This is a genomic window from Arthrobacter sp. YAF34, from assembly GCF_052113245.1.
In the GTDB taxonomy this organism is placed as follows: Bacteria; Actinomycetota; Actinomycetes; order Actinomycetales; family Micrococcaceae; genus Arthrobacter.
Window position 1 is genome coordinate 230923 of the sequence record NZ_JBFRCV010000001.1, and the last position, 20918, is coordinate 251840.

Consider the following 20918-nt stretch of genomic DNA (forward strand, 5'->3'; position numbering starts at 1 on the left):
GGCAGGCTAGGTGGCCGGACCCTGCGTGGGAACGGTCTTGAGCAAAGGAATGAAGGCGATCAGTGCCACTAGCTGAGTGCCAACGGTGAAGAGGATGAGGCCGGTGAGGGAGGCTGAGTAGAGGGCCCCGATGATGGTGGAGCCCGTCAGCCAGGCGATGCCGTAGATGGCGGTAAAGATGCCGTATCCGGTGCCTCGCGTGGCGGCGGGGACGAGGTCTGCGACGGCGGCGCGGAGGGTGGATTCGTGGATTCCCAGGGCTGCTCCCCAGACGACGGCGCCGGCCCAGACCAAGACAGGGGTGGTGCTGAATGACAGGAACGGGACCGCCGCGGTCAGCGGCAGGGCGATGAGCAGTCCGCGCAGCCCGATGCGGTCATAAAGGACCCCGGATGCCAGGGCTGCGAGGGCGGCTGCTCCCATGGAGACGGCGTAGGTGACCGGAATCAGCGCCGAGGGCATCACGCTCTGGACTTCCAGATGGTATGAGATGACCCCGAAGGTGGAGAAGCCGAACATCGACACGGCCGTGAACGCGCTGTACCACCAAAACCGTGCTGGCAGCGGGACCCGGACGCGTGCCCGCCCAGGTGCGGGGGCCGCTTCGTTGACAGAATGTGTGTCATAGCGTCCAGGATCGGGTGCGGACCGGCGGAGCAGGATTACGGCGACGAGGGCCGCTGCGCCCGGGATGGCGAGGACACCGAATCCGAGCTGGAAACCAGACACGGCGACCATCAAGCCCACGAGCAGCGGGCCCAGGAGCGCGCCGGACTGGTCGAGGGCTTCGTGGATGGCGAAGGCCTTTCCGCGGCCCATGTCGGCCCCTGCGTGGGAGAGCATGGTGTCCCTGGCGGGGGTGCGGACGGCTTTGCCGAACCGCTCCATGATCACCAGCGCCGACGCCTGCCAAAGTGAGCTGGCCAGGGCCATGAGTGGGACGGCGATCACGGTCAGGGCGTATCCGGCGATGGTCAGCGGCCAGTATTTGCGGGTTCTGTCGGCCAGGGGTCCGGTCCCCAGGCGCAGGACCAGGGCCACGGCTTCCCCGAATCCGGTGATGAAGCCAACCATGACCGCGGACGCGCCAAGGGTGGCCAGGAACGGTCCCGTGATGGACCTGGCTCCTTCGTAGACGACGTCGGCGAGCATGCTCACTACGCCGAAGGCCAGTACGAAGCCCATGGGTCCGAGCCTGTTCGGGCGGGTTTTCTTCGTCCCGTCCGTCGTGACGTGTTCTCGATTCATGTCCGGCACTGCCGCTCCCTGGTCTGGTTCGTGGGTGTGGTTCGGTGGCTGGCCCGTCTCATAGGAGGCTAGCCAGGGCGAGGCCTGCGGCTGCGGCGCCGATCGCGGCCGCGGCGGTGCCGATCCCATTCAGGAGGGCAAGACCGGTTCGGCGGGCCTGGATGAGCCGGACGGTCTCGAAGCTGGCCGTGCTGAAGGTCGTGTACCCGCCCAGGAAACCGGTCCCAGCGATGGCCTGCAGCTCTGCGGGTGCGGCGTGGACGATCACGGCCCCGGCGACCAGTCCCAGGAGGAACGAGCCAGTGATGTTGATGGCCATGGTGCCCAGGGGCAGGGCGGTGCGGAGTTTGGAGCGGACCAGCCCGTCGACGACGAACCGGGTTCCGGCACCGAGGCCGCCGGCGAGTCCCAGCAGCAGAACGGTCAGTGGGTTCACTTCTTGTCCTCCTGCCGTTCGGAACGGAGCGTCGCATCGCGACGCCGAACGGTCCTCCGGGTGTGGTGCCCGGCGGCAGCCCGGATCCCTGCCACTGTTGCGATAGCGCCGCCAACCAGTGTGGCGGCAACATAGATCAGCGCGTCCGTGGTCCGTCCGGCCCCGAGCAGGGTGTTCGTTTCCAGGGCCAGGGTGCTGTAAGTGGTGAAGGCGCCCATGAAACCGGTCCCGGCGAGCAGGCGGACCACCCTGAGCCGTCCGGCGTCGGGGCCGCGGCGGACCAGGGCCTCCAGCAGGAACCCGAGTAGGAACGCCCCGGTCAGGTTGATGATCAGGGTCGGTGCCGGCCATCCGGCCGGGGCCGGCAGGACTCTGCTGAGGCCGTAGCGGGCCAGAGCACCGAACACACCTCCGGTGACAACAACCAGTACAAACCCGGGGTGCAGGTGCACCGGGCGGGGCGCGCGGGCTGCGCCGAGCGTCCCCGCGTCCGTGTCCGCCGAGGCCTGTGCCTGGTTGCCGTCGCGGAAGAGGCGGTCCGTTCCCGCGGTGTCGGGTCTTGCCGAAGGGGGGATGCCTGGTGTGGCCGTCTGGGGGGTGGGCGGTTCCATCAGTGGCCCTCCTTCGGATGGTGTTTGGCAAGAGGGACGACAAGGACCGGCCGGTGCTGGCGGTGGGTGAGATGGACCGCGACGGACCCGACCAGCAGTTCTTCGAAGCGGGCTCCGAGGCCGCGTTCGCGTGTGCCGACGACGATGACGGAGGCGTCCGTAGACTCGGCCAGCCGTCCCAGTGCCCGGGCCGGTTCCCCGGCCAGGGTTACGAAAGACCAGCGGATCGGGGTGCTGTCCAGGGCATCCCGGAGGCGCTCCTTGATGTCGGCGCTGATTCCTTCGATGTCGTCATCGATGCCGTCCGGATCAATCGGCCGGGCCTCGGTCCGTCCGTCGGGCTCTTTGGCGGGGTAGGTGGTGACGTCCACGTAGGCGCAGATCAGTTTCACGTTCAGGCTGTAGGCCAGTTCCGCGGCACGGTGGGCCACGGCCAGGGGCTGGCCGGGCACCACCCCCATGAGCACCGGCCCGGTGATCTTCCGGGGGACGTAGACGACAGGCCCTGTAGCGGGCCGGGTTTCCTTCGCGGGCTCATTCATGGGCGCTCCTGTCATGTCGCTTCTCTACTGGTCGTTGAGGTGGGTGCCGGTGGGCCCGTAGGGCAGTTCCGGATGCTCGTCGGTGATCTCGAGGAGCCGGTTGTATTTGGCGACACGTTCCCCACGGGCCGGAGCCCCGGATTTCAGCTGCCCGCAACCGGAGCCGACGGCGAGGTCCGCGACGAAAGTATCATCGGTTTCCCCGGATCGGTGCGAGACCATCGCCCCGAAGCCTCCGGCGGAGGCGACGGTGAGGGTGTCGAAGGTTTCGCTCACGGTTCCGGCCTGGTTGGGTTTGATCAGCACCGCGGTCGCGGACGCGGTCCGGATGCCGTCCCGGACCCGGTCCGCGGAGGTGACGAACAGGTCGTCCCCGACCACCTGTACCCGGCCCGCGAGCGCCGCGGTCAGAGCCGGCCACCCTTCCGTGTCTTCTTCGGCCAGGGGGTCTTCCAGGCTCCAGACCGGGTAGTCGGTGATGAGCTTGTCGTAGTAGGAGATCATCTGCTCCGGGGTGTAGGCGCGGCCCGCGACCGTGTAGGTCCCATCTGCGAAGAACGAGTTCGCGGCCGGGTCCAGGGCGATCGCGATCCCGTGCCGTCCCGGGGTGTAGCCTGCGTCCTCGATGGCGGCCACAATCAGGTCCAGGGCCTCCTCGGGACGGGCGATGGCGGGAGCGTAGCCGCCTTCATCGCCCAGGCCGGTCGCGAGGCCTTGTTTGTGCAGCCGCCGGGACAGGGCGTGGTAGACATCCGATCCCCAGCGAACCCCTTCGGCAAAGGACGGGGCGCCGGCAGGGGCGATCATGAATTCCTGGAACTCCAGCGGGTTCGCGGCGTGCTGGCCGCCGTTGAGGACATTGAAGTGTGGGACGGGCAGGCGTCCGCCCCGGCCCAGGGTCTGGCCGATCCAGACATGTAGCGGCGTTCCGACCGCGGCGGCGAACGCCCGCGCGGCGGCCATGGACACCGCAACGATCGCGTTCGCCCCCAGCCGGGAGCGCCCGGGGGTGCCGTCCAGGGACACGAGCGCATGGTCCAGATCTGCCAGGGTGGCCCAGGTCCGGGAGGTCAGCAGCCCGGCGATTTCGCCGCGGACGTTGGCCACCGCCTTCTGAACACCGCGGCCGGAGTATTCCTGGCCGCCGTCGCGAAGCTCGACCGCCTCGTGAGCCCCGGTGGATGCCCCGGACGGGGCGGAAGCGACCGAGACCGTGCCGTCAGCTGATGTGAGCCAGACTTTCACCGTGGGGTAGCCTCGGGAGTCCAGGATCTGCAGGGCGCGCACCCCGGTGATCTGAAGTTCATTCATGATGACTTTCTCCATTTCCTCGTCCTCATCTCAGGTCCCGCCGGCGGCAGCGACCAGGGCGGCGGCGGTCCGCGCCGCCAGCGGATTCAGATACTCCCCGCCCGAATCCTGCGCCGGAGATGCTGGTGCCAGAAGATACGGACCCGTTTGACCACCCCGCTGAGGGATTCGGTGGCCTTGACCGCTTCATGAGTCAGACCGGCGAAGGCCGGACTGCGCCGAAGTGCGGCCAGCTGGGATGATGGCATCGGCGGGGGCGCCCCGTAGTAGGAGCGCCGCCAGAAGTGAAGAACCTCCGGCCCGAGCTCGCTCAGCAGTTCCTGCCGCGATCCTCCGGTGAAGGAACCGTAACTGCGCTCCTTCAACTCCCAGGCAGGTATGGCCGGCACGTCGGGGCGTCCAAGCCCGTCCAGGACGATGCGGGCGGTGTCCCGGGTGCGAGAGAGGGTGGAGGTGAAAACGACGGCCGGGAAAGAGGAAGCTGAAGCTAACAGCGCCCCTGCCTCAGCGGCCTCGTTTTCACCGGTCCCGGTCAGGGGCGGGTCCAACAGGCCGGTGAACCGGTCCTGAGCATTCAGGACGCTCTGGCCGTGGCGGAGCAGGAGGAGCGTGCCGGGTGCGGGCATGAGTAACCTACCTTCGGATCAGCAAAGGTAGGAACCATTAGCCAGGAGGCGGTTCGAACGTCCCGCACCTTAGGTGCGGGTTGTTCCGGCGGGATCCATCACCGTGAACAGAGACTACAGGCACAGCGGCGAGGGACGCCACCATATGACGGAGTCATTCGGCGGGCTCTGCACCTTGGACGTCCGGTTCGGACTCAGTTTCGGTGGCCGTCGCCGCCAGGTACAGGGGCGGGCCCCAGCCGGCGAAAAAGCCAACCGCCTCAATCCAGGACGCATTCTCCTCATCTCCGACCGGGGCGCCATAGTCCGTCATGGATTCGGTCAGGCGCCTCATTCGTCCCCTGATCTCCCGCAAGCGCGAGGCCACCCCATGCCGCAGCGGCTCCGGCAACGGGCGCCGCGACACGAGGTGGAAACGACACAACAGCACCGGATCCCCGGCTCCCTCCGGCGTGTCAGGATCACAGGCGGGGCAGACCCTGACTCGCCACAGCTGGGTTGTCTCCCTGCACCAGGCTGTGGTGTGTGCCAGCCCGTTTGCTTCAATCGTGAGGGCCTCGGTGTTGGAGTTCGCGTAGCCCATCCGCAGACCCGTTAGGGACGGGGAAGCCATGTCCTGACAGATCCGGCACGGCCCCGCCGGCAGGAGCACATCGTCCGGATGGCGGTGCAGCAACGAGCCTTTCCGGTCGAGCCCGTCGGCGACGTGTTCGAGGAGGTCCTCGTAGAGGACCGTGACGTCGAAGGGCTGGTGCCCTCCCCGGGCGCCGGCACCGGCCTGCCACAGCTCAATCTCCACGACCGCGTAGGCCCAGGAGTGCCGGGGACACAACCCGAGGGAAGCCCGCAGAAGACGGCGCATGCTCCCGTCCATGATGTCCCCGTGGATGAAAGACCAGAGCTGGCGCACTTCCTCCGCTGAAAGTTCCAGTGGGCCAACCGGTAGCAAGACGCCGGTGAGCCTATCCTGTGCGCGCGGCCCCGGGGTGCCGGGCCCGTTTCGATGTCCAGTCATGGTCATTCCTGCCCTTCACAGTCGGGGCAGGACCCATCAGCCACCTCGGCGGTCCGGACCGGCTCGTCGGCCGGCCCCGGTGGGATCCATCACCGTTAGAACAAGGCTAAACCCGCCGGCTTCGTCCGGCACCAGGTCAGGGCGGCATTCTTCTGCCCGGCGTCCACGCACAGGCATGGCAGTCATCCGGGGTCATTTGTGAGTGTGTGGAGGACGTATTCGAGCTGCTCGGCGCTGAAGGTTCCCGGGTGTCGGACCGCCAGTGTGCCGTCCGGGGCAATGATGCCGGCGAAGGGCAGGCCGGGGATCCGGCGGGCCCCGGCAGTGGTGGCATTGGTGTCGGTCAGTAACGGGTGCGTTTTCGTGGTGCGCCCCGTGCGGTGGCTCCTGGATTAGGCGGCTTTGACGAGCGGGAGTTCGTCCCAGTGGGTGGTGTAGCGGGGGGGGAGAGCATGTCCCGTTTCATGGTCCAGTCCGGCCCGCCCCGGATTCCCGCGTGGCCCAGGCCGATGGAGCCGCGCCCGTACCGGCGGGTGACGTCTTCCAAGAGAGTGCCGATGTGGCGTTCCTCGTGCGGGTTTTCGAACAGGGTCAGGGGTGCCTGGTTGCCGGCGGGCCGGAGGTCGGTGACCATGATGCCGGCCTTGGCGTACCTGATGCCTTCGTGGATGTGGGGGAGGAGGGCATGGGCAGCCCGGGTCAGCAGCACGGGATCTGCGGTGGGCATCGGCAGCGCCACGCAGACCGAGGGGTAGGCGGTGTCGTACGGGTTGAAGTGTGAGGTGCCGGCGAACGCGGTGAGGACCTTGGCCTGGAGCCCGTGTTTGGCCAGACGCGCCGCGGCCTGCTGGCCGTAGACGCTCATGACCTGCCGCATCCCGCCCGCCGTGGTGATGGGGGTGGCGAAGGAACGGGAAAAGATGAACTGGTCCCGGCCGATCCGCTCTTCCTCCATCGGGATGCAGGGGGTGCCCTGCAGTTCCAGGACGGTGCGCATCATCACCACGGAGAAGCGGTCCCGGATCATGACCGGATCGGCCCGGGACAGGTCAAGAATCGAATGGACGCCTAAGGCGTTGAGCCGTTTGGTCAGCCGGGTGGCGACGCCCCAGATCTCAATCACCGACAGGCGGCGCATGAGCGACTCCCGGTCCGCGGCCGGCACGGAGTCCCAGTGGCAGACGCCGTCGAAGGCGGGGTTGTTCTTGGCCCATTTGTTGGCCAGCTTCGCCAGGGTCTTGGTCCCGGCGATCCCGACGCAGACCGGAACCCCGACGTTGCGCCGCACGGCGGCCTTCATGCTCCGGCCCAGGGCCAGCAGCTCATTCGGGGTGCCTTTGACGCCGAGGAACGCCTCGTCGATGCTATAAACCTCCAGCCACGCCGAATACCGGCCCAGCAGTGCCATGACCCGTGCGCTGATGTCCCCGTAGAGCTCGTAGTTGCTGGACAAGGCAACGAGTCCCCATTCCTTGGCCCGCGGGGCGAGTTTGAACCACGGCTCGCCCAGGGGGATGCCGAGGGCTTTGGCTTCGGGGGACCGGGTGACGGCGCAGCCGTCGTTATTGGACAGGACAACGACGGGCCGGCCCTCCAGGGAGGGGTCGAATGCCCGTTCGGCCGACGCGTAGAAGCAGTTCACATCCACGTGCGCGATCTGGGGCATGTGTCGCATCGGGGCGGGATTAGACATGGCGGTTCTCAGATATGGTGCAGGCACCGGTTCGCGACACCCCAGATGACCAGATCCGACAGGGACGGGACCCGGATGTCCGGGTACGCGGGGTTCTCCGCCTGCAGCACGACGCCGGTTCCGGTGACCCGCAGCCGTTTGATGGTCAGTTCCCCGTCCAGGACGGCAATGACCACGGACCCGTCCTTGGGTTCCAGCGCACGGTTGACGATCAACTCGTCGCCGTCGCTGATGCCGGCGCGTTCCATCGAGTCCCCGGACACCCGCACGACGTAGGTGCTGGTGATGTCCTTGATCAGGTGCTCGTTCAGGTCGATCCGGCCGTCAAAATAGTCCTGCGCGGGCGACGGATACCCGGCCGCGACGGGGACGGGGGAGACCAGCACCGACAACAACGACATGCCCGCATCGATCACCCGGGGACCCACAACAACGCCCACAACACACCCTCATTCGAATATATGTTCGATTCATTCAGTGTAGCGGTGTGGGCGGACAAAAGAACGGCCGTGCTGAGGTGCCTGGCCGGCGAGGCCCCCGCCGGCCGGGCCGGGAGCGGTGACGCCGTCGATGTCGACAGGGAGGTGGGAGGGGCCGCGAAGGAACGGGCTCGGGCGGTACGGGGGCGGGTCGGAGACCAGCCGCGGATTCTCCAGCCTCGTGGCGAACGCGGTGAGCGCGATCTGGGCTTCCAGCCGGGCCAAGGGCGCCCCGAAGCACAGATGGACCCCGCCGCCAAAGCCGAGGTGTTGGTTGTTCTGCCGGTCGGGAATGAAGAGGCCGGGGTCAGTGACGTGCGCGGGGTCCCGGTTGCCCGCGGCCAGGACCAGGGTGAGGGAGGCGCCGGCGGGGATGGTGGTCCCGGCGATGTCGATGTCGTCGAGGGCCGTGCGGAACGGGATGAAATGCACGGGCGGCTCGTAACGCAGCAGCTCCTCGACCATCGGGATGACAAGGTCGGGATCGTTGCGCAGCCTTTGCAGCTCCGCCGGGTGGCGGAGCAAGGTCAGCGCACCATTGGAGATGAGGTTCACGGTGGTTTCATGTCCGGCAATGAGCAGAAGGAGCCCGGTGCCCACCAGCTGCTCATCCGGCATCCGGCCTTCCGGGCCGTCGTCGGTGGCCAACGCTGAGAGGAGGTCACCGCCCGGCGCTCGCCGGTGGGCTTCAACCAGTTCTTCCATGAAAGCGCGCAGCTCCCTGCCGGCTTCAGCACGCTTTTGTTGTTGTGTTTCGGGATCAAGGCCGGGATCCGTGGATTGCAGGGCGACGTCGACCCAGACCCGGAAGCGTTGTTCGTCGCCCGGGGGCACGCCAAGCAGTTCGCAGATCACCGTGACGGGCAGCGGATACGCCAGATCATCGACGACGTCGATCCGGCTGCGGTCCGCCATCTCGTCGACCAGGCCGGTGACAATTTCCGCCATCCTCGCCTCCATCCCGGCCACCCTGCCAGGCGTCGTGGGTGGTCCGAAGTGCCGCATGGTGATCCGTCGAAACTTGTCGTGATCAGGAGGATCCATGCTGAGGAAGGTGGGAGTCATCCCTGCTCCGTCCCCCTCCTCGCCGGCAGCGGCGCGCATCGCGGCGGCCGCCGGGTTCCGCTCAATGTCGGAACTGACCCTCGGGTCGTGCAGCAGGGCGGCAATCTCCGCATAGGTGCTCACGAGGTAGCTGCCGTCCTCGAGGCGTGTCACCGGGGTCTTGCGCAGCTCGTCGTAAAACGGGTATGGGTTTGCCCGGTTGGAGTAGTCGAGGATCTGCTCCCAAGTGCTGGGCTGGGCCATGGTGAAGGCTCCTTGGGTCGTGGGGCCGGCTGCCGCCGGGCTCCCGGACGGCGCGTTATGGCAGGCGGCGATCGGTCAATCTGGCGCGCCGCTCATTGGGATAGTGACCGGTCACGACGACGGTCGCGTCCTGCGTGGGGCTCACGGCGGGCTGGAACCCGGCCGGAACCGGCTGGGCGTCGGCCGGTTCGTCGACACGCTGGAAGGACGGCGGGAAAGGCGCCGCCTGGTCGATCAGCGCTTCATAGTAATCAAGCCATTTGTTCTGGTTGAAGGCCACCGCAGCCACGATGCGGCCCTTGTAGCCGTAGACCGCGAGGAACCTCCGCAGGGCCACCGATCCTTGCACGATGGCGACCTGGTCGGCGACCGAGGGCACGCCCACGCTCTTGATTTCTGTGCCGAACTGGACGGACCAGAATTTCGGCACACCAAGATGCGGCCATCGCTCCGTCTCGCCGCTGACCATGTTGTGCGCTGCAACCTCGGCCTGGGAGACCGCGTTGCCCCAGTGCTCAGTGGCGAGGAATTGGTAGCCGAACATCGGCTGCGGGGCGCGGGCCACGTCCCCGGCGACGAAGACGTCGTCGGTGACCAGCCCGTTCACGTCAAAAGCCCGGCAGCCGGCGTCGCACGCGACGCCCCATATGCCGCTTGCGAGCCCGGAACCGGCGAGCCATTCGACGTTGCGAACGGCCCCCAGGGCGGCGACCGCCACGTCCACGTCAAGTCTTGTGCCGTCGGAGAGGAGGGCGCTGCGGAGCTTTCCGGTGGCGTCGCCGTCGAGCGAAACCACCCGGACGCCGCAGCGCAGGTCCACGCCGTTCTCAATCTGCAGCTCACCGGCGATGGCGCCGATCACCCCGCCCAGCGCCGCGCCGAGCGGCGCCGGTCCACCCTCCGCGACGGTGACCGCCAGGCCGAGTTCCCGGCAGACCGAAGCAACTTCGCAGCCGATAAACCCGGCGCCGATGACCAGGACCCGCCGAGGATGGCCCGCCAGGAGCCGCCGAAGCGTTGCCGCGTCCTCCCGGGTACGCAGTGTCAGGACTCCGGCGAGCGCCGCCTCCGCGGCGTTGGGCCAGGACCGGGCCCGCGCACCGGTGGCGATCAGCAACTTGTCGAATCCGATCCTGCTGCCGTCCGCCAAGTGGACCTGCTTCGCGGCCAGATCCAGACCCGTGGCCGCGACGCCCAGGCGCCAGTCGGCGTCGATTGCCCGGCGGCGCGGCAGCGACGTGTCCTCGGACGGTACCGATCCTGCCAGGACCTGTTTCGACAGCGGCGGCCGGTCGTACGGCGCATGCGGTTCCTCTCCGATGAGCGTCAGCGGGCCGGTAAACCCTTCCTCCCGCAACCGCTCCGCTGCGCTGAGCCCGGTCAATGACGCGCCCACGACGACGATCCGGCCGGTTTGTTTGAACGTGTCCCCGTTGAGCGAGAAAGCGCCGGCCGTTCCCCGAGCGTCTTTCGGATGCCGCGAGCCGTCCGGGCCGTCCCGCCGGTCGAGCTGGATGGCCTGCACCGGACATGCGGCGGCGGCCCGCCGGATCCTCGTGCGCTGCGCCTCGTCCGGGTCCGGATCGTACGTGAGGGCCTCGTCCCCCTGGATCGTGAAGACGTCCGGGGCGAGGAAGGCGCACTGGGCGTAGCCTTGGCATTTGGTGAGATCCACGACGAGCCGCATGCCGAACTTCTCCCGGGTTGAGGGACCCTGACGGGCTGAACCCACCCTCCGCCGGTGAGCTGGCGGCCCGTTCGTGAACCGGGCGGCTCCGCGCATGGCCGGACTTCCGGGCCGGCGCGCGGGCATCGATTCTTGCTCAAGCGAATCGAGTCTAGGCCTCGGGCGCGGGCCGCGGAAGAGGCTTTCTGCCGGATCAGGCGAGGCTGGGACTGGCGACGCAGGCTGCTGTGCGGGGAATACGGCGGACTTTGGCCGTCTGGGTGCATGAGCTGCGATTTCGTGCAGAAGAACCCTCAGACCGTGCAAAAGGTCGTCAACGCCTTCGTGGGTGCGCTCCGCTTCATCAACAGCCACACCGCCGCGGAGATCGCTGCCAAGATGCCGAAGGAATACGCCAACGCGGGCCGGGCCCTGTACGAGAAATCCATCAACGACACCGAGACCGCGTTCAACAAGGACGGCATGATGAACGCCGAGGGTGCCAAGAGCGTCCTCAGCATCCTCGACAAGTACTCAACAAACGTCAAGGGCAACGCCTCGACGATTGATCTGTCAAAGACCCGCCGTCCCCTCCGACGGCGGCGCTCGTTTTAGCGTGACGACAGCGTCACGACCGCTTCGCGAATCGCTGGGCGCCTTGCTCTGTCGAAGAATAAATCCAGTGTCTATTCTGTTGGTAAAGACCGCCAGGAACGCGGTCCACAGGCCGCCGGCACATCCCGGGAAGCCTTCCCGCTCCGGGGCCGTCTCGATGAGGAGGCGTCGATGTCCAGTCCCGATGTACCCACGCGCGGTCCAGCCCGATCCGGTCCGTATGTCATCACGGGAATCCTCTTGGCCATCGCCATTGTGGTTCCGTTGTTTGTGCCTGCGTACTCGCACGATGAGCCGCGCCTGGCCGGTATGCCGTTCTTCTACTGGTATCAGATGATGTGGATTCCGATCACCTCGGGGCTAGTGGGGATCTCCTTCTGGTTGGTCAGCAAGGAGGACCGCCGCCGGCGCGAATCCGTGCGCGGCCTCACGAGCCCCGAGGAGGAGCCATGAGCGCCGGCGCCCTTCCGTTGGCGGCTCCGGACCGACCCATTAACGGCGTCGCACTCAGCATTGTGATCATCCTGTTCATCCTGGTGGCAGTCTTGGGGTTCTTTGCTGCGCGGTGGCGCAGGGGAGAGGCGACAGGACTGCACAGCCTGGACGAGTGGGGCCTCGGGGGCCGGGGGTTTGGAACATGGGTGACCTGGTTCCTGCTGGGCGGTGATCTCTACACGGCCTACACGTTCGTGGCCGTCCCGGCGGCAATGTGGGCCACCGGAGCGGTGACAGGTTTCTTCGCGGTTCCCTACACGATTGTGCTGTACCCGATTGTCTTCCTGCTGATGAGCCGGCTGTGGTCTGTCTCGCACCGGCATGGGTTCGTTACGCCGGCGGACTTTGTTGGCGGCCGCTATGGCAGCAGGGCTCTTACCCTTGCCGTGGCGGTCACCGGCATCGTTGCGACCATGCCTTACATCGCGCTACAACTGGTCGGCATCAAGGCCGTGCTCACGGTGCTGGGCCTGGGCAGTCCAGAGAACGTGCTGCTGACGGACCTGCCGCTGATCATCGCCTTCGTGGTCCTGGCCGCCTACACGTATACGTCCGGCCTGCGGGCTCCGGCCCTGATCGCCGTGGTGAAGGATCTGCTGATCTATCTGGCAGTGATCGTTGCGGTCATCTACCTGCCGATCAAGTTCGGGGGCTGGGGGAATATCTTCGACTCGGCTGAGACAAAAATGGGTGCGATCAACCCGGCCACCGGCAAACCGACGGGGATCTTCATACCGGGCGCGGGCAGTTACTCCGCGTACTGGACGCTGGCTCTGGGATCGGCCCTGGCGTTGTTCATGTATCCACACTCCATCACCGGAGTCCTGGCGACCAAGAGCAGAAACACCATCCGGAGGAACGCGGCCGTGCTGCCGCTTTATTCGCTGATGCTGGGGTTCCTGGCGCTGCTGGGCTACGCCGCCATCTACGCAGGGACCAAGCCCATCGACCTGAATGGCGCCGTGAACCCGCAGCTGGTGGTGCCGCAACTGTTCCTGGACTATTTCCCGGCCTGGTTTGCCGGCATCGCCCTTGCTGCCATCGCCATCGGGGCTCTGGTCCCGGCCGCGATCATGTCGATCGCGGCGGCGAACCTGTTTACCCGCAACATTTACCGCGATCTGATCAGGCCTGAGGCCACACCCCGGCAGGAAGCAAAGGTCTCCAAGATCGCGTCGCTTGTGGTGAAGTTCGGCGCACTGATATTCGTCATTGCCATGGACCAGTCGGCGGCCATCAACATGCAGCTTCTGGGCGGTATCTGGATCCTGCAGACGTTCCCGGCGATCGTGGGCGGGCTGTACACCCGGTGGTTTCACCGGTGGGCCCTGTTCGGCGGTTGGGCAGCCGGGATCATCTACGGGACCGTCGCGGCCTACAACGTGGTCAACCCGGTCACGAAAGCCAACTTCGGCGGTTCCATCGCAGCCATCCCGGGAACCGACATTCCGGTCTATATCGCCGTTGTGGCGTTTGCGATAAACCTGATCGTTGCGGCAGCTTTGTCTCTGCTCTTCCGTGCCATCAAGCTCCCTGGTGGCACGGACATCACCCGCACTTCGGACTACGGGGCAGACGAGAACGATCCCAAGGTAGCCCAAATCCAACGCGAACTCCCTGTCGCCGAACCCGGAGGACCCACATTTTAGGCACGTAGGATGATGTCCGGCACGGACTGGCCGTGTCCGGGGCGTTTGGCCAGGGAGCGGGATTCCGTTGAGCGGATTTGTGGACAACATCTTGAACGTCAGTCCGCTGCTGGCGCTGCTTATCGTGGGCCTGCTGGTGTTCGCCGAGGATGCCCTTTTCATTGGCTTCATTGTTCCCGGCGAGACGGCGGCGATCCTCGGCGGGGTCGTGGCGAGCCGCGGGAACGTGCCCGTGTCGTCAATGATCGTTCTCGTGGTCCTCGCCGCGGTCATCGGGGACACGGTCGGTTACGAGGTGGGCAAGCACCTCGGGCCCAGGTTCTTGGATCTCAACGTCCTTAGCAAGCGTCGGGCAAAACTTCAGCGGGCGCAGGACTTCCTGCGTCGCCGCGGCGGCATGGCGGTTTTCCTGGGGCGGTTCGTCGCGTTTTTCCGCGCCGTCATGCCCGCTCTGGCGGGGACCTCCGGCATGCACTATCCGAAATTTCTGGCCTTCAACGTCGCCGGCGGTCTGGTGTGGGGTGCAGGATGTGTCCTTCTCGGATTTGTCGCCGGGAACTCCTACCAAGCGGCAGCCAAAACCGTAGGGCGCGACGTGACCGCCGTCGTCGTCGTGGCAGCGCTGGTTGTGGTGATCACCTGGCGCATCCGCAAGGCCCGCGCCGCACGCGCCGCGGGCACGGGGCCCGGTACTGGCCGGGCCGAGGGCAGGGCGGAACCCTGACCGAAGAACCCCGAACGGAGGGAAGCGGCGGGCGGGCAGCGCGACGTCGGCGGTCCCCGCAACTTCCCCGGCTGGCTAATTCGGAGCAGGATGGCATGTCCGTCGGGTGCAGGGAAACGCGCGCAATGGTGTACGTTGGCTTCCCATCAGAAAAAACATTAGGAATGAGAGTCACCGCAGTGGCAACCGATTACGACGAAGTCCGATCCGACGTCAAGGAGTCCCAGGAGCATTCCCTGCAGGCTTTGCAGTCTGCCAACGCTCCGGACGCCCGCAGCGTTGTCCGTGAGCTGGATGAAGCTGATGCTTTTGACGATGCCATCGTGCCGGGCGGGGAATTCGTCTCCGAGGAACTCGTTGTACAGGTCATCCCGCAGGCTCAGGACGAGTTCACGTGTCACTCGTGTTTCCTGGTCCGGCACCGGTCCCAGCTGGCGCTCGAGAAGAACGGCCACGCTTACTGCGTCGATTGTGAAGGCTGAGACCATGGCCTCCCTCATGTCCGGCCCCGGCGCGCTATTTCATGTGCCCCGCGACGGGCGGTTCACCAACGCCCAGGGCGGGTCCGCCTAGTCCATGCTCCGCGTGAAACGCCTCGCTGTGCTCGGCCTGTTCGTGTTTTGCGTGATCACCGGGTTTATCTTTTGGGCCCTGCCCTTGTCCGGCGCTGAAGCCCGCGGTGCCACGCCGCCCCCGCCGCGCGCGGAGGCGAAACTCCACACGCTGTCCAGCGGCATCACCTCCGCCGTGAACATCACACGAAGCACGGACGCCCAGTGGCTTACCCATGCCGCCGCGCAGACCGGCATTCCGGCCCGCGCCCTTGAGGCCTACGTGGCTGCGGCCGGTGCGGCCAACAACTCCGCGCCCGCGTGCGGGATCGGCTGGAATACCGTCGCCGCCGTCGGCTTCGTCGAATCCGGCCACGGGACTCATGGCGGGGGAGGCCTGACGCCTACCGGCCAGGCGAGCCGGCCGATTGTCGGTCCGAGCCTCAACGGCGACGGTTTCGCTGCCATCCCCGATACCGACGCCGGCGCCCTGGACGGCGACGCACATTGGGACCACGCCGTCGGCCCCATGCAATTCATTCCGTCCACCTGGCGGCTCTTCGGGCGGGACGGAAACGGGGACGGGAAGGCCGACCCGTTTAACATCGACGACGCCGCGCTGACTGCCGCCTCCTACCTGTGCGCCCACGGCCGTGACCTCACCACCGCAGAAGGCTGGACGGACGCCGTCTACTCCTACAACCAGTCTGATTCCTATGTGGGCCACGTACGCGACCGGGCCACCGCCTACGCCGCGCAGGCGGGCCCGGGGGGATAACTCCTTGTGCTGACCTTGCTGGTGGCAGGCAGTCCACCAGAAGGGGCAGACCGGCGGTGAGGCCGTCGGCTCCCATCTAGCCTTGTTTGGCGCCTGCCGCCGGTTTGTCGTCCCCGGCGGCTTCCCCGCGGTTGACCGGGAGGCCCAGGGCCAGGTCTGGGGCCGTGGTGTATCGGCGCAACCGGCGCTGTCCGGCCTCCTGGCTCCCGGCCTCGGCGGCCACCTCCGCGCCGGAACTGGTTCCGGGCATGCCGCGGGACTCGCTGTAGGTCTGCAGGCCGCCGTCGCGCTGGTAATGGCGGTAAAGGCGGTCTTGTTCGTCAGGTTCGAGTTCGCCTTCGGGTTCGATGCGGGGCGCGTCCTTGACGAGGGCCTTGTTGTACGGGATGACGAGGTCGGAGCCGTCGATCCGCGCTCCTTCGAGCGGGAAAAAGGATTCATGGGTGCCAAAGAGACCGGTGGCCACGGTTGCCCAGCTAGGCCGCTCTGTCGCGTCGTCGACGTAGATCTGGCCGATGCCGCCGATCGTGTCGCCGTCGACGCTTATGACATTGCCTTTGCTCTGGATCAAACCGTTAATATCTTCCCTGTTCAGCATGGTCGTATTTCCTTGGGTTCCGGAGGGCGGATGGTGAGTGTCGGCTGCCGCCTGCGACTCGTTGCCTGGCGTTGGGCTCCCCGTCGCGGCCTCGAGGTCGCGGGCCGCTTCGGTGTTCTCGTTTGCCGGCCGATTCCAGGTGGCGCGGATGCTGACCCCGCCCCGGTCATCCCGTTCGGTCTCGACGGTGATCTGCCCAGACGGCGCTCCCATCCGCAGCAGCTCTTCCCGGAAGTTCGCCGCGAGCGCGGGCAGAGTATCCTCTGTCCATTCCCCTGGCCTTATTCGGGTGGAAATTTCAACGGGCTCTGGCTGATAAAGCGTCACCGAAGTGACCTCCTTGTCGGGACGGCGGCCGTCGGATTGTTCCTTTGCTGTCGTTCGCCGATCACCGTTTGAGGTTCGCGGCGTTAACGATTCCAGAATTATCAGCTTGCTTACAGATAGTCCAGAGCAAGGCCCACCTCTCCAGCCCTCCTGCGGGTGCTCCGCGGTCTCAGCTTCCGCGGGGACCTTGCTTAGTCGACCTGTGCCAGCGTCTGCGTGAGACGCGGGAGTATCTGCCCCCGCCAGCCGCCGCCCATAATGCGGTGGGCGATCACGTGGCTGGGCTCCTGCGGGTCGAATCCTTCGTGAGCGAGGAACAAGCGTGTACCCGCGCCCTCGGGGACGAGCGTCCAGGTGACGGTACTGCTCAAGTTATTGCCGGCGTTGGCGTCCCGCCAGGAGATCCGGAGGAGTCTTTCCGGTTCGATTTCGAGCACTTCGCTGGCGACCAGGCCGCTGAAACCGGCGGCCGGCACCGGCGTTCCCTGCATCGTGTAGCGGTGACCGACAACCGGCTGGAAGTCGTTGTCCATGAGCCATTTTGCGATCAGTTCCGGCTCCGTGAGCGCACGCCACACCTTCGAAGGCGGGTGGGGGAGAAATTCGTCGAGTTCGATGGCGGTCAATGTCGTTGACATCAGGAGTCCTTGAGGTTGTCGAGAGTGGTGTTGAGGTCTTTGAGACGTCCGCGCCAGAAGGTTTCAAACGGAGACAGCCAGGACGCGACGTCGGCCAGGGGCTCGGGCGTCAGTGTGTACCGGATCGTCCGGCCATCGCGTTGCTCGGCAACTAGGCGCCGGTCCAGGAGGACCCTCAAGTGTTCGGAAACGCTGGGCCGTGCCATGTCGAACTGCTCCGCGATTTCGCCGGCAGTGCGCGGGCCACCGAGCAGGAGGAACAAAATGTCCCGCCGGGTCGGGTTGGCCAGCGCTCCAAAGAGCAGATCGGCAGGGGAGTCTTTCGTTCGGACGGGCACGCGGACAGCATATGTAGGATAAATCCTACGCGTCAAGTTCTGCTTCTCGCCTTCCCCACGACGCCCAAGACGAGGGTGCTCACCCAGCCGCCGCCGCACAGCACGATGCCGCCCTTCATGCGTTATTTCCAGACCAGCCAGCCTGTCAGCCCGCCACGGTCAGGGCCTGCGGGGCTGCCTGCTTCATGCGGGTCTGGAGCCAGCGCAGCTCAATGGACGTTTCGCCCTCGCGCTTGGAGACGACGTCGAGCAGTTCACGGTTCCATCACCCAGTTCCGGATCTCCTCGGGGTCCTCACCGTGCTGACGGGTGTGCTCCCGCGCCCGGATCCTGCGGTCTTGAAGGGATTGGCGCAGCAGCGAATAACGTTCCTGCTGCCCAGGGAGCCGGTCGAGAACGTCGAGGGCCAGCTGAAAGCGGTCTATGCCGTTGAGCATGGCCATATCGAACGGCGTGGTGGTGGTGCCCTCCTCCTTGTAGCCGCGCACATGCAGCCGGTCTTGGGTGCCGTGCCGGTAGGTGAGCCGGTGAATCAACGCGGGATAGCCGTGGTAGGCGAAGACGATCGGCACCTCCGCCGCAAAGATTTCCTCGAAGTCCGGCGTTGATAGCCCATGCGGGTGCTCGGCCGCTCCCTGGAGGCGCATGAGGTCCACCACGTTGACCACCCTGATCTTGAGCCCGGGCAATTCATCGGCGAGGAACCTGGCCGCGGCAACCGTTTCGATCGTGGGAACGTCCCCGGCGCAGGCCATCACGACGTCGGGTTCTTCGCCCGGTACTTCCGAACCTGCGAAGTCCCAAATACCCAGACCTCGCCGGCAGTGCCGGGCCGCCTCATCCGGGCCGAGCCAGGTGGGGGATGGCTGTTTGCCGCTAATCACGATGTTGATGTAATCCCTGGATTCCAGGCAGTGTTGCATGACGGCGAGGAGGGTATTCACGTCCGGTGGCAGGTAGACACGGATGACTTCGGCCTTCTTGTTCACGGCATGATCGATGAATCCGGGATCTTGGTGAGAGAAGCCGTTGTGGTCCTGCTGCCAGACATGGGAGGAGAGCAGATAGTTCAGTGACGCGACGGGCTGCCGCCACGGCAGGTCCCGGTGCACCTTCAGCCATTTCGCGTGCTGGTTGAACATCGAGTCAACTATGTGGACGAATGCTTCGTAGCAGTTGAAGATTCCGTGCCGGCCCGTGAGGAGGTAGCCCTCCAGCCAGCCTTGGCACAAGTGTTCGCTGAGGACTTCAAGGACCCGGCCCGCCCGGGCCAGGTGCTCGTCGACGTCGTCGATCCTGGACTGCCACACCTTGTCCGTCACGTCGAAAACATTCTGGAGACGGTTTGACGCTGTCTCGTCCGGGCCGAAGAGGAGGAAGTTGTCCGGGTTGCCGGCAATGACGTCTCCGAGCCAGCTTCCCAGGGTAGTCATGGGGCTGACGAGCTCAGCGCCTGGCCGGGGCACCTTGACGGCGTGATCGGCGTAGTCGGGCAACGCCAGCGGACACAGCAGTTCGCCGCCGTTCGCGTGGGCCGTGGCGCTCATGCGGAGCCGGCCGGAGGGAGCGTTGGCAGAGACCTCCGGACGGAGCCGGCCGCCGTCGTCGAAGAGTTCATCCGGTCGGTAGGACTTCAGCCAGCTTTCGAGTTGGGCGAGGTGCTCCGGGTTGGCACGGACTTCGGACAGCGGCACCTGGTGGCTTCGCCAGGTGCCTTCGACCGGCAGACCGTCCACCGTCCGGGGGCCCGTCCAGCCTTTGGGTGAACGCAGGACGATCATTGGCCAGCCCGTAGTGCCACCGGACGTTTCTCCGGTAGCGGCGCCGGTAGCGTCGCCGGCGGCCCCGCCGCGGTGCCGGTCTTGAATGGCCCGGATTTCAGTGAGGCACTCGTCGAGTGCTGCGGCAAAATCCTGGTGCGCGTCGGCGGTCGCCGCCGGGTCGGTCACTGTCACGAAGTGCGGCACGTGGCCGTAGCCCCGCAGGAGCTGGTCGAGCTGGGCCTCCGGCATGCGGGCCAGGATGGTGGGGTTGGCAATCTTGTAGCCGTTCAGGTGCAGGACGGGAAGCACGGCGCCGTCCGCCACGGGGTCCAGGAACGTGTGCGAGTGCCAGCTCGCGGCAAGAGGCCCGGTTTCCGCTTCGCCATCACCGATCACGACGGCGGTGATCAGCTTGGGGTTGTCAAAGACCGAGCCGTAGGCGTGGGCCAGCGAGTAGCCAAGTTCGCCGCCCTCATTGATGGACCCCGGGGTTTCCGGCGCAGCGTGGCTCGGGATCCCGCCCGGATAGGAAAACTGCCGGAACAGTTCAGCCATGCCGGCTTCGTCGGGCCCCACGTGCTCATAGATTTCGGTATACGTGCCCTCCAGCCAGCCGTTGGCCACCACCGCCGGGCCGCCATGACCGGGGCCCGCGATGAACAGCATCTCCTGCTCATCCCTGCGGATGACGCGGTTGAGGTGGGCGTAGATGAAGTTCAGCCCCGGGGTTGTTCCCCAGTGCCCCAGCAGCCGCGGCTTGGTGTCCTCCGCCCGAAGGGGCCGGCGCAGGAGCGGGTTGCTGCGCAAGTAGATCTGGCCGACGGAGAGGTAATTGGCAGCCCGCCACCAGCGGTCCACCAGGCCCAGGCCCTCATCGCAAACCGGGTTCCCGGGGTAGTGACCTGCGGTGGATCCGTGAATTTGAGCGTTCGGGCCCTGGTCCGGATGCTTCATGGGCAGAACTCCGCTTCGTCGAGGCTAGTTCGGGACATGGTCAGTGAGCTTAGCAAGTCCGGTCGCGTTTCTGGGTGCCCCCACGCGTACCTCAGCTACCGTTTCACCGTGTCTGCTTAGTCCTTGTCCAGCTCCCGGAGGAGCGACTTCGCTGCGTTGGCGATGTCATCGTGGTCGTTCTGGGCGGCCCGGCTCTCGATGGCAAGGATTGCGCAGCGGTGCAGCCGGCGGAAGTCTCCGAAGGGAAAGCTGTAGCGCCCCTTCGTCTCGGGAGTCTTCTCGCTGTCCTCGCCGAGATGCCACTGGCCGTATTCCGCGTAACGGTGCTTGTCGATGAAGGCGTTTTCCTGGTCGGGGTCCGGGGCATGCTCGCTCCAGTCATCCCGGGTATCCCGGGCGATCCTGGCGTCCTTGATCATTTTCCGGGCATGACGCAACGCGGCGTCGTTGATTTTGATCGTCATGGATTGCCTCCCTGTCGTTGTCAGGTTCGGGGCGACCTCAAGAGTCGCGTTCGTGACCTCCTCCACCTGTCCTGGCGACAGGAACAGGC

General features: G+C 66.2%; 21 protein-coding genes, 1 pseudogene and 1 riboswitch. Of the genes and pseudogenes, 6 read left to right on the forward strand and 16 right to left on the reverse strand.

Going from position 1 to position 20918, the window contains the following annotated elements:
- Positions 1 to 6 precede the first annotated feature (6 nt).
- From AB4Y72_RS01110 to AB4Y72_RS01160, 11 genes and pseudogenes are all read right to left on the reverse strand, one after another.
- The gene (locus AB4Y72_RS01110; RefSeq protein ID WP_441424332.1) at positions 7 to 1185 is read right to left on the reverse strand and encodes an MFS transporter; all 1179 of its coding nucleotides are present in this window, start codon (positions 1183 to 1185) and stop codon (positions 7 to 9) included.
- Between the two features lie 121 nt (positions 1186 to 1306).
- Complete coding sequence (crcB, locus tag AB4Y72_RS01115) at positions 1307 to 1675, reverse strand: fluoride efflux transporter CrcB (protein WP_441424574.1); 369 nt, start codon at positions 1673 to 1675, stop codon at positions 1307 to 1309.
- Positions 1676 to 1680: 5 nt separating this feature from the next.
- The gene (locus AB4Y72_RS01120; protein ID WP_441424333.1) at positions 1681 to 2295 is read right to left on the reverse strand and encodes a fluoride efflux transporter FluC; all 615 of its coding nucleotides are present in this window, start codon (positions 2293 to 2295) and stop codon (positions 1681 to 1683) included.
- The gene (locus AB4Y72_RS01125; protein WP_441424334.1) at positions 2295 to 2837 is read right to left on the reverse strand and encodes a universal stress protein; all 543 of its coding nucleotides are present in this window, start codon (positions 2835 to 2837) and stop codon (positions 2295 to 2297) included. The genes AB4Y72_RS01120 and AB4Y72_RS01125 overlap by 1 nt, the downstream gene beginning before the upstream one ends.
- A gap of 24 nt (positions 2838 to 2861) precedes the next feature.
- On the reverse strand, positions 2862 to 4148 hold the full coding sequence (eno, locus tag AB4Y72_RS01130) for a phosphopyruvate hydratase (RefSeq protein WP_441424335.1): 1287 nt from the start codon (positions 4146 to 4148) through the stop codon (positions 2862 to 2864).
- An 86-nt stretch (positions 4149 to 4234) separates the two neighbouring features.
- Positions 4235 to 4774, reverse strand: coding sequence for a 2,3-bisphosphoglycerate-dependent phosphoglycerate mutase (locus tag AB4Y72_RS01135; protein ID WP_441424336.1), 540 nt, complete (start codon positions 4772 to 4774; stop codon positions 4235 to 4237).
- A 21-nt stretch (positions 4775 to 4795) separates the two neighbouring features.
- Positions 4796 to 4886, reverse strand: a riboswitch (Fluoride riboswitch).
- Between the two features lie 42 nt (positions 4887 to 4928).
- On the reverse strand, positions 4929 to 5636 hold the full coding sequence (locus AB4Y72_RS01140) for a hypothetical protein (RefSeq protein ID WP_441424337.1): 708 nt from the start codon (positions 5634 to 5636) through the stop codon (positions 4929 to 4931).
- A gap of 545 nt (positions 5637 to 6181) precedes the next feature.
- Positions 6182 to 7482, reverse strand: a pseudogene (locus AB4Y72_RS01145) (Y-family DNA polymerase).
- Positions 7483 to 7490: 8 nt separating this feature from the next.
- Positions 7491 to 7922 (reverse strand): LexA family protein, encoded by a 432-nt coding sequence (locus AB4Y72_RS01150; RefSeq protein ID WP_441424338.1) that lies wholly within the window; start codon positions 7920 to 7922, stop codon positions 7491 to 7493.
- 30 nt (positions 7923 to 7952) lie between these two features.
- Positions 7953 to 9269: a cytochrome P450 gene (locus tag AB4Y72_RS01155; RefSeq protein WP_441424339.1), complete on the reverse strand. Its 1317-nt coding sequence runs from the start codon at positions 9267 to 9269 to the stop codon at positions 7953 to 7955.
- A gap of 55 nt (positions 9270 to 9324) precedes the next feature.
- Entirely contained in the window at positions 9325 to 10956 is a 1632-nt protein-coding gene (locus AB4Y72_RS01160) for an FAD-dependent oxidoreductase (RefSeq protein ID WP_441424340.1), read from the reverse strand.
- 264 nt (positions 10957 to 11220) lie between these two features.
- On the opposite strand from AB4Y72_RS01160, the gene AB4Y72_RS01165 reads away from it, so the two are divergent.
- The 6 genes from AB4Y72_RS01165 to AB4Y72_RS01190 all read left to right on the forward strand — a co-directional run bounded on the left by AB4Y72_RS01165 (position 11221) and on the right by AB4Y72_RS01190 (position 15747).
- The gene (locus AB4Y72_RS01165) at positions 11221 to 11550 is read left to right on the forward strand and encodes a hypothetical protein (RefSeq protein WP_441424341.1); all 330 of its coding nucleotides are present in this window, start codon (positions 11221 to 11223) and stop codon (positions 11548 to 11550) included.
- 171 nt (positions 11551 to 11721) lie between these two features.
- On the forward strand, positions 11722 to 12003 hold the full coding sequence (locus AB4Y72_RS01170; protein ID WP_441424342.1) for a DUF3311 domain-containing protein: 282 nt from the start codon (positions 11722 to 11724) through the stop codon (positions 12001 to 12003).
- A complete protein-coding gene (gene mctP, locus AB4Y72_RS01175) occupies positions 12000 to 13694 on the forward strand; it encodes a monocarboxylate uptake permease MctP (protein WP_441424343.1) in 1695 nt (564 codons plus the stop codon). The genes AB4Y72_RS01170 and mctP overlap by 4 nt, the downstream gene beginning before the upstream one ends.
- A gap of 67 nt (positions 13695 to 13761) precedes the next feature.
- A complete protein-coding gene (locus AB4Y72_RS01180) occupies positions 13762 to 14418 on the forward strand; it encodes a DedA family protein (RefSeq protein ID WP_441424344.1) in 657 nt (218 codons plus the stop codon).
- 179 nt (positions 14419 to 14597) lie between these two features.
- Positions 14598 to 14900, forward strand: a complete 303-nt coding sequence (locus tag AB4Y72_RS01185) for a DUF4193 domain-containing protein (RefSeq protein WP_441424575.1) — start codon at positions 14598 to 14600, stop codon at positions 14898 to 14900.
- A 94-nt stretch (positions 14901 to 14994) separates the two neighbouring features.
- Complete coding sequence (locus AB4Y72_RS01190) at positions 14995 to 15747, forward strand: lytic transglycosylase domain-containing protein (RefSeq protein ID WP_441424345.1); 753 nt, start codon at positions 14995 to 14997, stop codon at positions 15745 to 15747.
- 76 nt (positions 15748 to 15823) lie between these two features.
- Here the strand turns inward: AB4Y72_RS01190 and AB4Y72_RS01195 are convergent, their stop codons facing one another.
- From AB4Y72_RS01195 to AB4Y72_RS01215, 5 genes are all read right to left on the reverse strand, one after another.
- Positions 15824 to 16558 carry a PRC-barrel domain-containing protein gene (locus AB4Y72_RS01195; protein WP_441424346.1) on the reverse strand — a complete coding sequence of 245 codons (735 nt, stop codon included), beginning with the start codon at positions 16556 to 16558 and terminating at the stop codon, positions 15824 to 15826.
- A 305-nt stretch (positions 16559 to 16863) separates the two neighbouring features.
- Entirely contained in the window at positions 16864 to 17310 is a 447-nt protein-coding gene (locus AB4Y72_RS01200; protein WP_441424347.1) for an SRPBCC family protein, read from the reverse strand.
- Complete coding sequence (locus tag AB4Y72_RS01205) at positions 17310 to 17648, reverse strand: ArsR/SmtB family transcription factor (protein ID WP_441424348.1); 339 nt, start codon at positions 17646 to 17648, stop codon at positions 17310 to 17312. The genes AB4Y72_RS01200 and AB4Y72_RS01205 overlap by 1 nt, the downstream gene beginning before the upstream one ends.
- A gap of 254 nt (positions 17649 to 17902) precedes the next feature.
- Entirely contained in the window at positions 17903 to 20365 is a 2463-nt protein-coding gene (locus AB4Y72_RS01210) for a phosphoketolase family protein (protein WP_441424349.1), read from the reverse strand.
- A gap of 116 nt (positions 20366 to 20481) precedes the next feature.
- A complete protein-coding gene (locus tag AB4Y72_RS01215) occupies positions 20482 to 20829 on the reverse strand; it encodes a hypothetical protein (RefSeq protein ID WP_441424350.1) in 348 nt (115 codons plus the stop codon).
- Positions 20830 to 20918 lie beyond the last annotated feature (89 nt).

Coding starts and splice junctions, on each gene's coding strand:
- AB4Y72_RS01110 (WP_441424332.1), bottom strand. CDS start 1,185: ATGGGCTTCGTACTGGCCTTCGGCGTAGTGAGCATGCTCGCCGACGTC.
- AB4Y72_RS01120 (WP_441424333.1), bottom strand. CDS start 2,295: ATGGAACCGCCCACCCCCCAGACGGCCACACCAGGCATCCCCCCTTCG.
- AB4Y72_RS01125 (WP_441424334.1), bottom strand. CDS start 2,837: ATGAATGAGCCCGCGAAGGAAACCCGGCCCGCTACAGGGCCTGTCGTC.
- eno (WP_441424335.1), bottom strand. CDS start 4,148: ATGAATGAACTTCAGATCACCGGGGTGCGCGCCCTGCAGATCCTGGAC.
- AB4Y72_RS01135 (WP_441424336.1), bottom strand. CDS start 4,774: ATGCCCGCACCCGGCACGCTCCTCCTGCTCCGCCACGGCCAGAGCGTC.
- AB4Y72_RS01140 (WP_441424337.1), bottom strand. CDS start 5,636: ATGCGCCGTCTTCTGCGGGCTTCCCTCGGGTTGTGTCCCCGGCACTCC.
- AB4Y72_RS01155 (WP_441424339.1), bottom strand. CDS start 9,269: ATGGCCCAGCCCAGCACTTGGGAGCAGATCCTCGACTACTCCAACCGG.
- AB4Y72_RS01160 (WP_441424340.1), bottom strand. CDS start 10,956: ATGCGGCTCGTCGTGGATCTCACCAAATGCCAAGGCTACGCCCAGTGC.
- AB4Y72_RS01165 (WP_441424341.1), top strand. CDS start 11,221: ATGAGCTGCGATTTCGTGCAGAAGAACCCTCAGACCGTGCAAAAGGTC.
- AB4Y72_RS01170 (WP_441424342.1), top strand. CDS start 11,722: ATGTCCAGTCCCGATGTACCCACGCGCGGTCCAGCCCGATCCGGTCCG.
- mctP (WP_441424343.1), top strand. CDS start 12,000: ATGAGCGCCGGCGCCCTTCCGTTGGCGGCTCCGGACCGACCCATTAAC.
- AB4Y72_RS01190 (WP_441424345.1), top strand. CDS start 14,995: ATGCTCCGCGTGAAACGCCTCGCTGTGCTCGGCCTGTTCGTGTTTTGC.
- AB4Y72_RS01195 (WP_441424346.1), bottom strand. CDS start 16,558: ATGGGAGCGCCGTCTGGGCAGATCACCGTCGAGACCGAACGGGATGAC.
- AB4Y72_RS01200 (WP_441424347.1), bottom strand. CDS start 17,310: ATGTCAACGACATTGACCGCCATCGAACTCGACGAATTTCTCCCCCAC.
- AB4Y72_RS01210 (WP_441424349.1), bottom strand. CDS start 20,365: ATGAAGCATCCGGACCAGGGCCCGAACGCTCAAATTCACGGATCCACC.
- AB4Y72_RS01215 (WP_441424350.1), bottom strand. CDS start 20,829: ATGACGATCAAAATCAACGACGCCGCGTTGCGTCATGCCCGGAAAATG.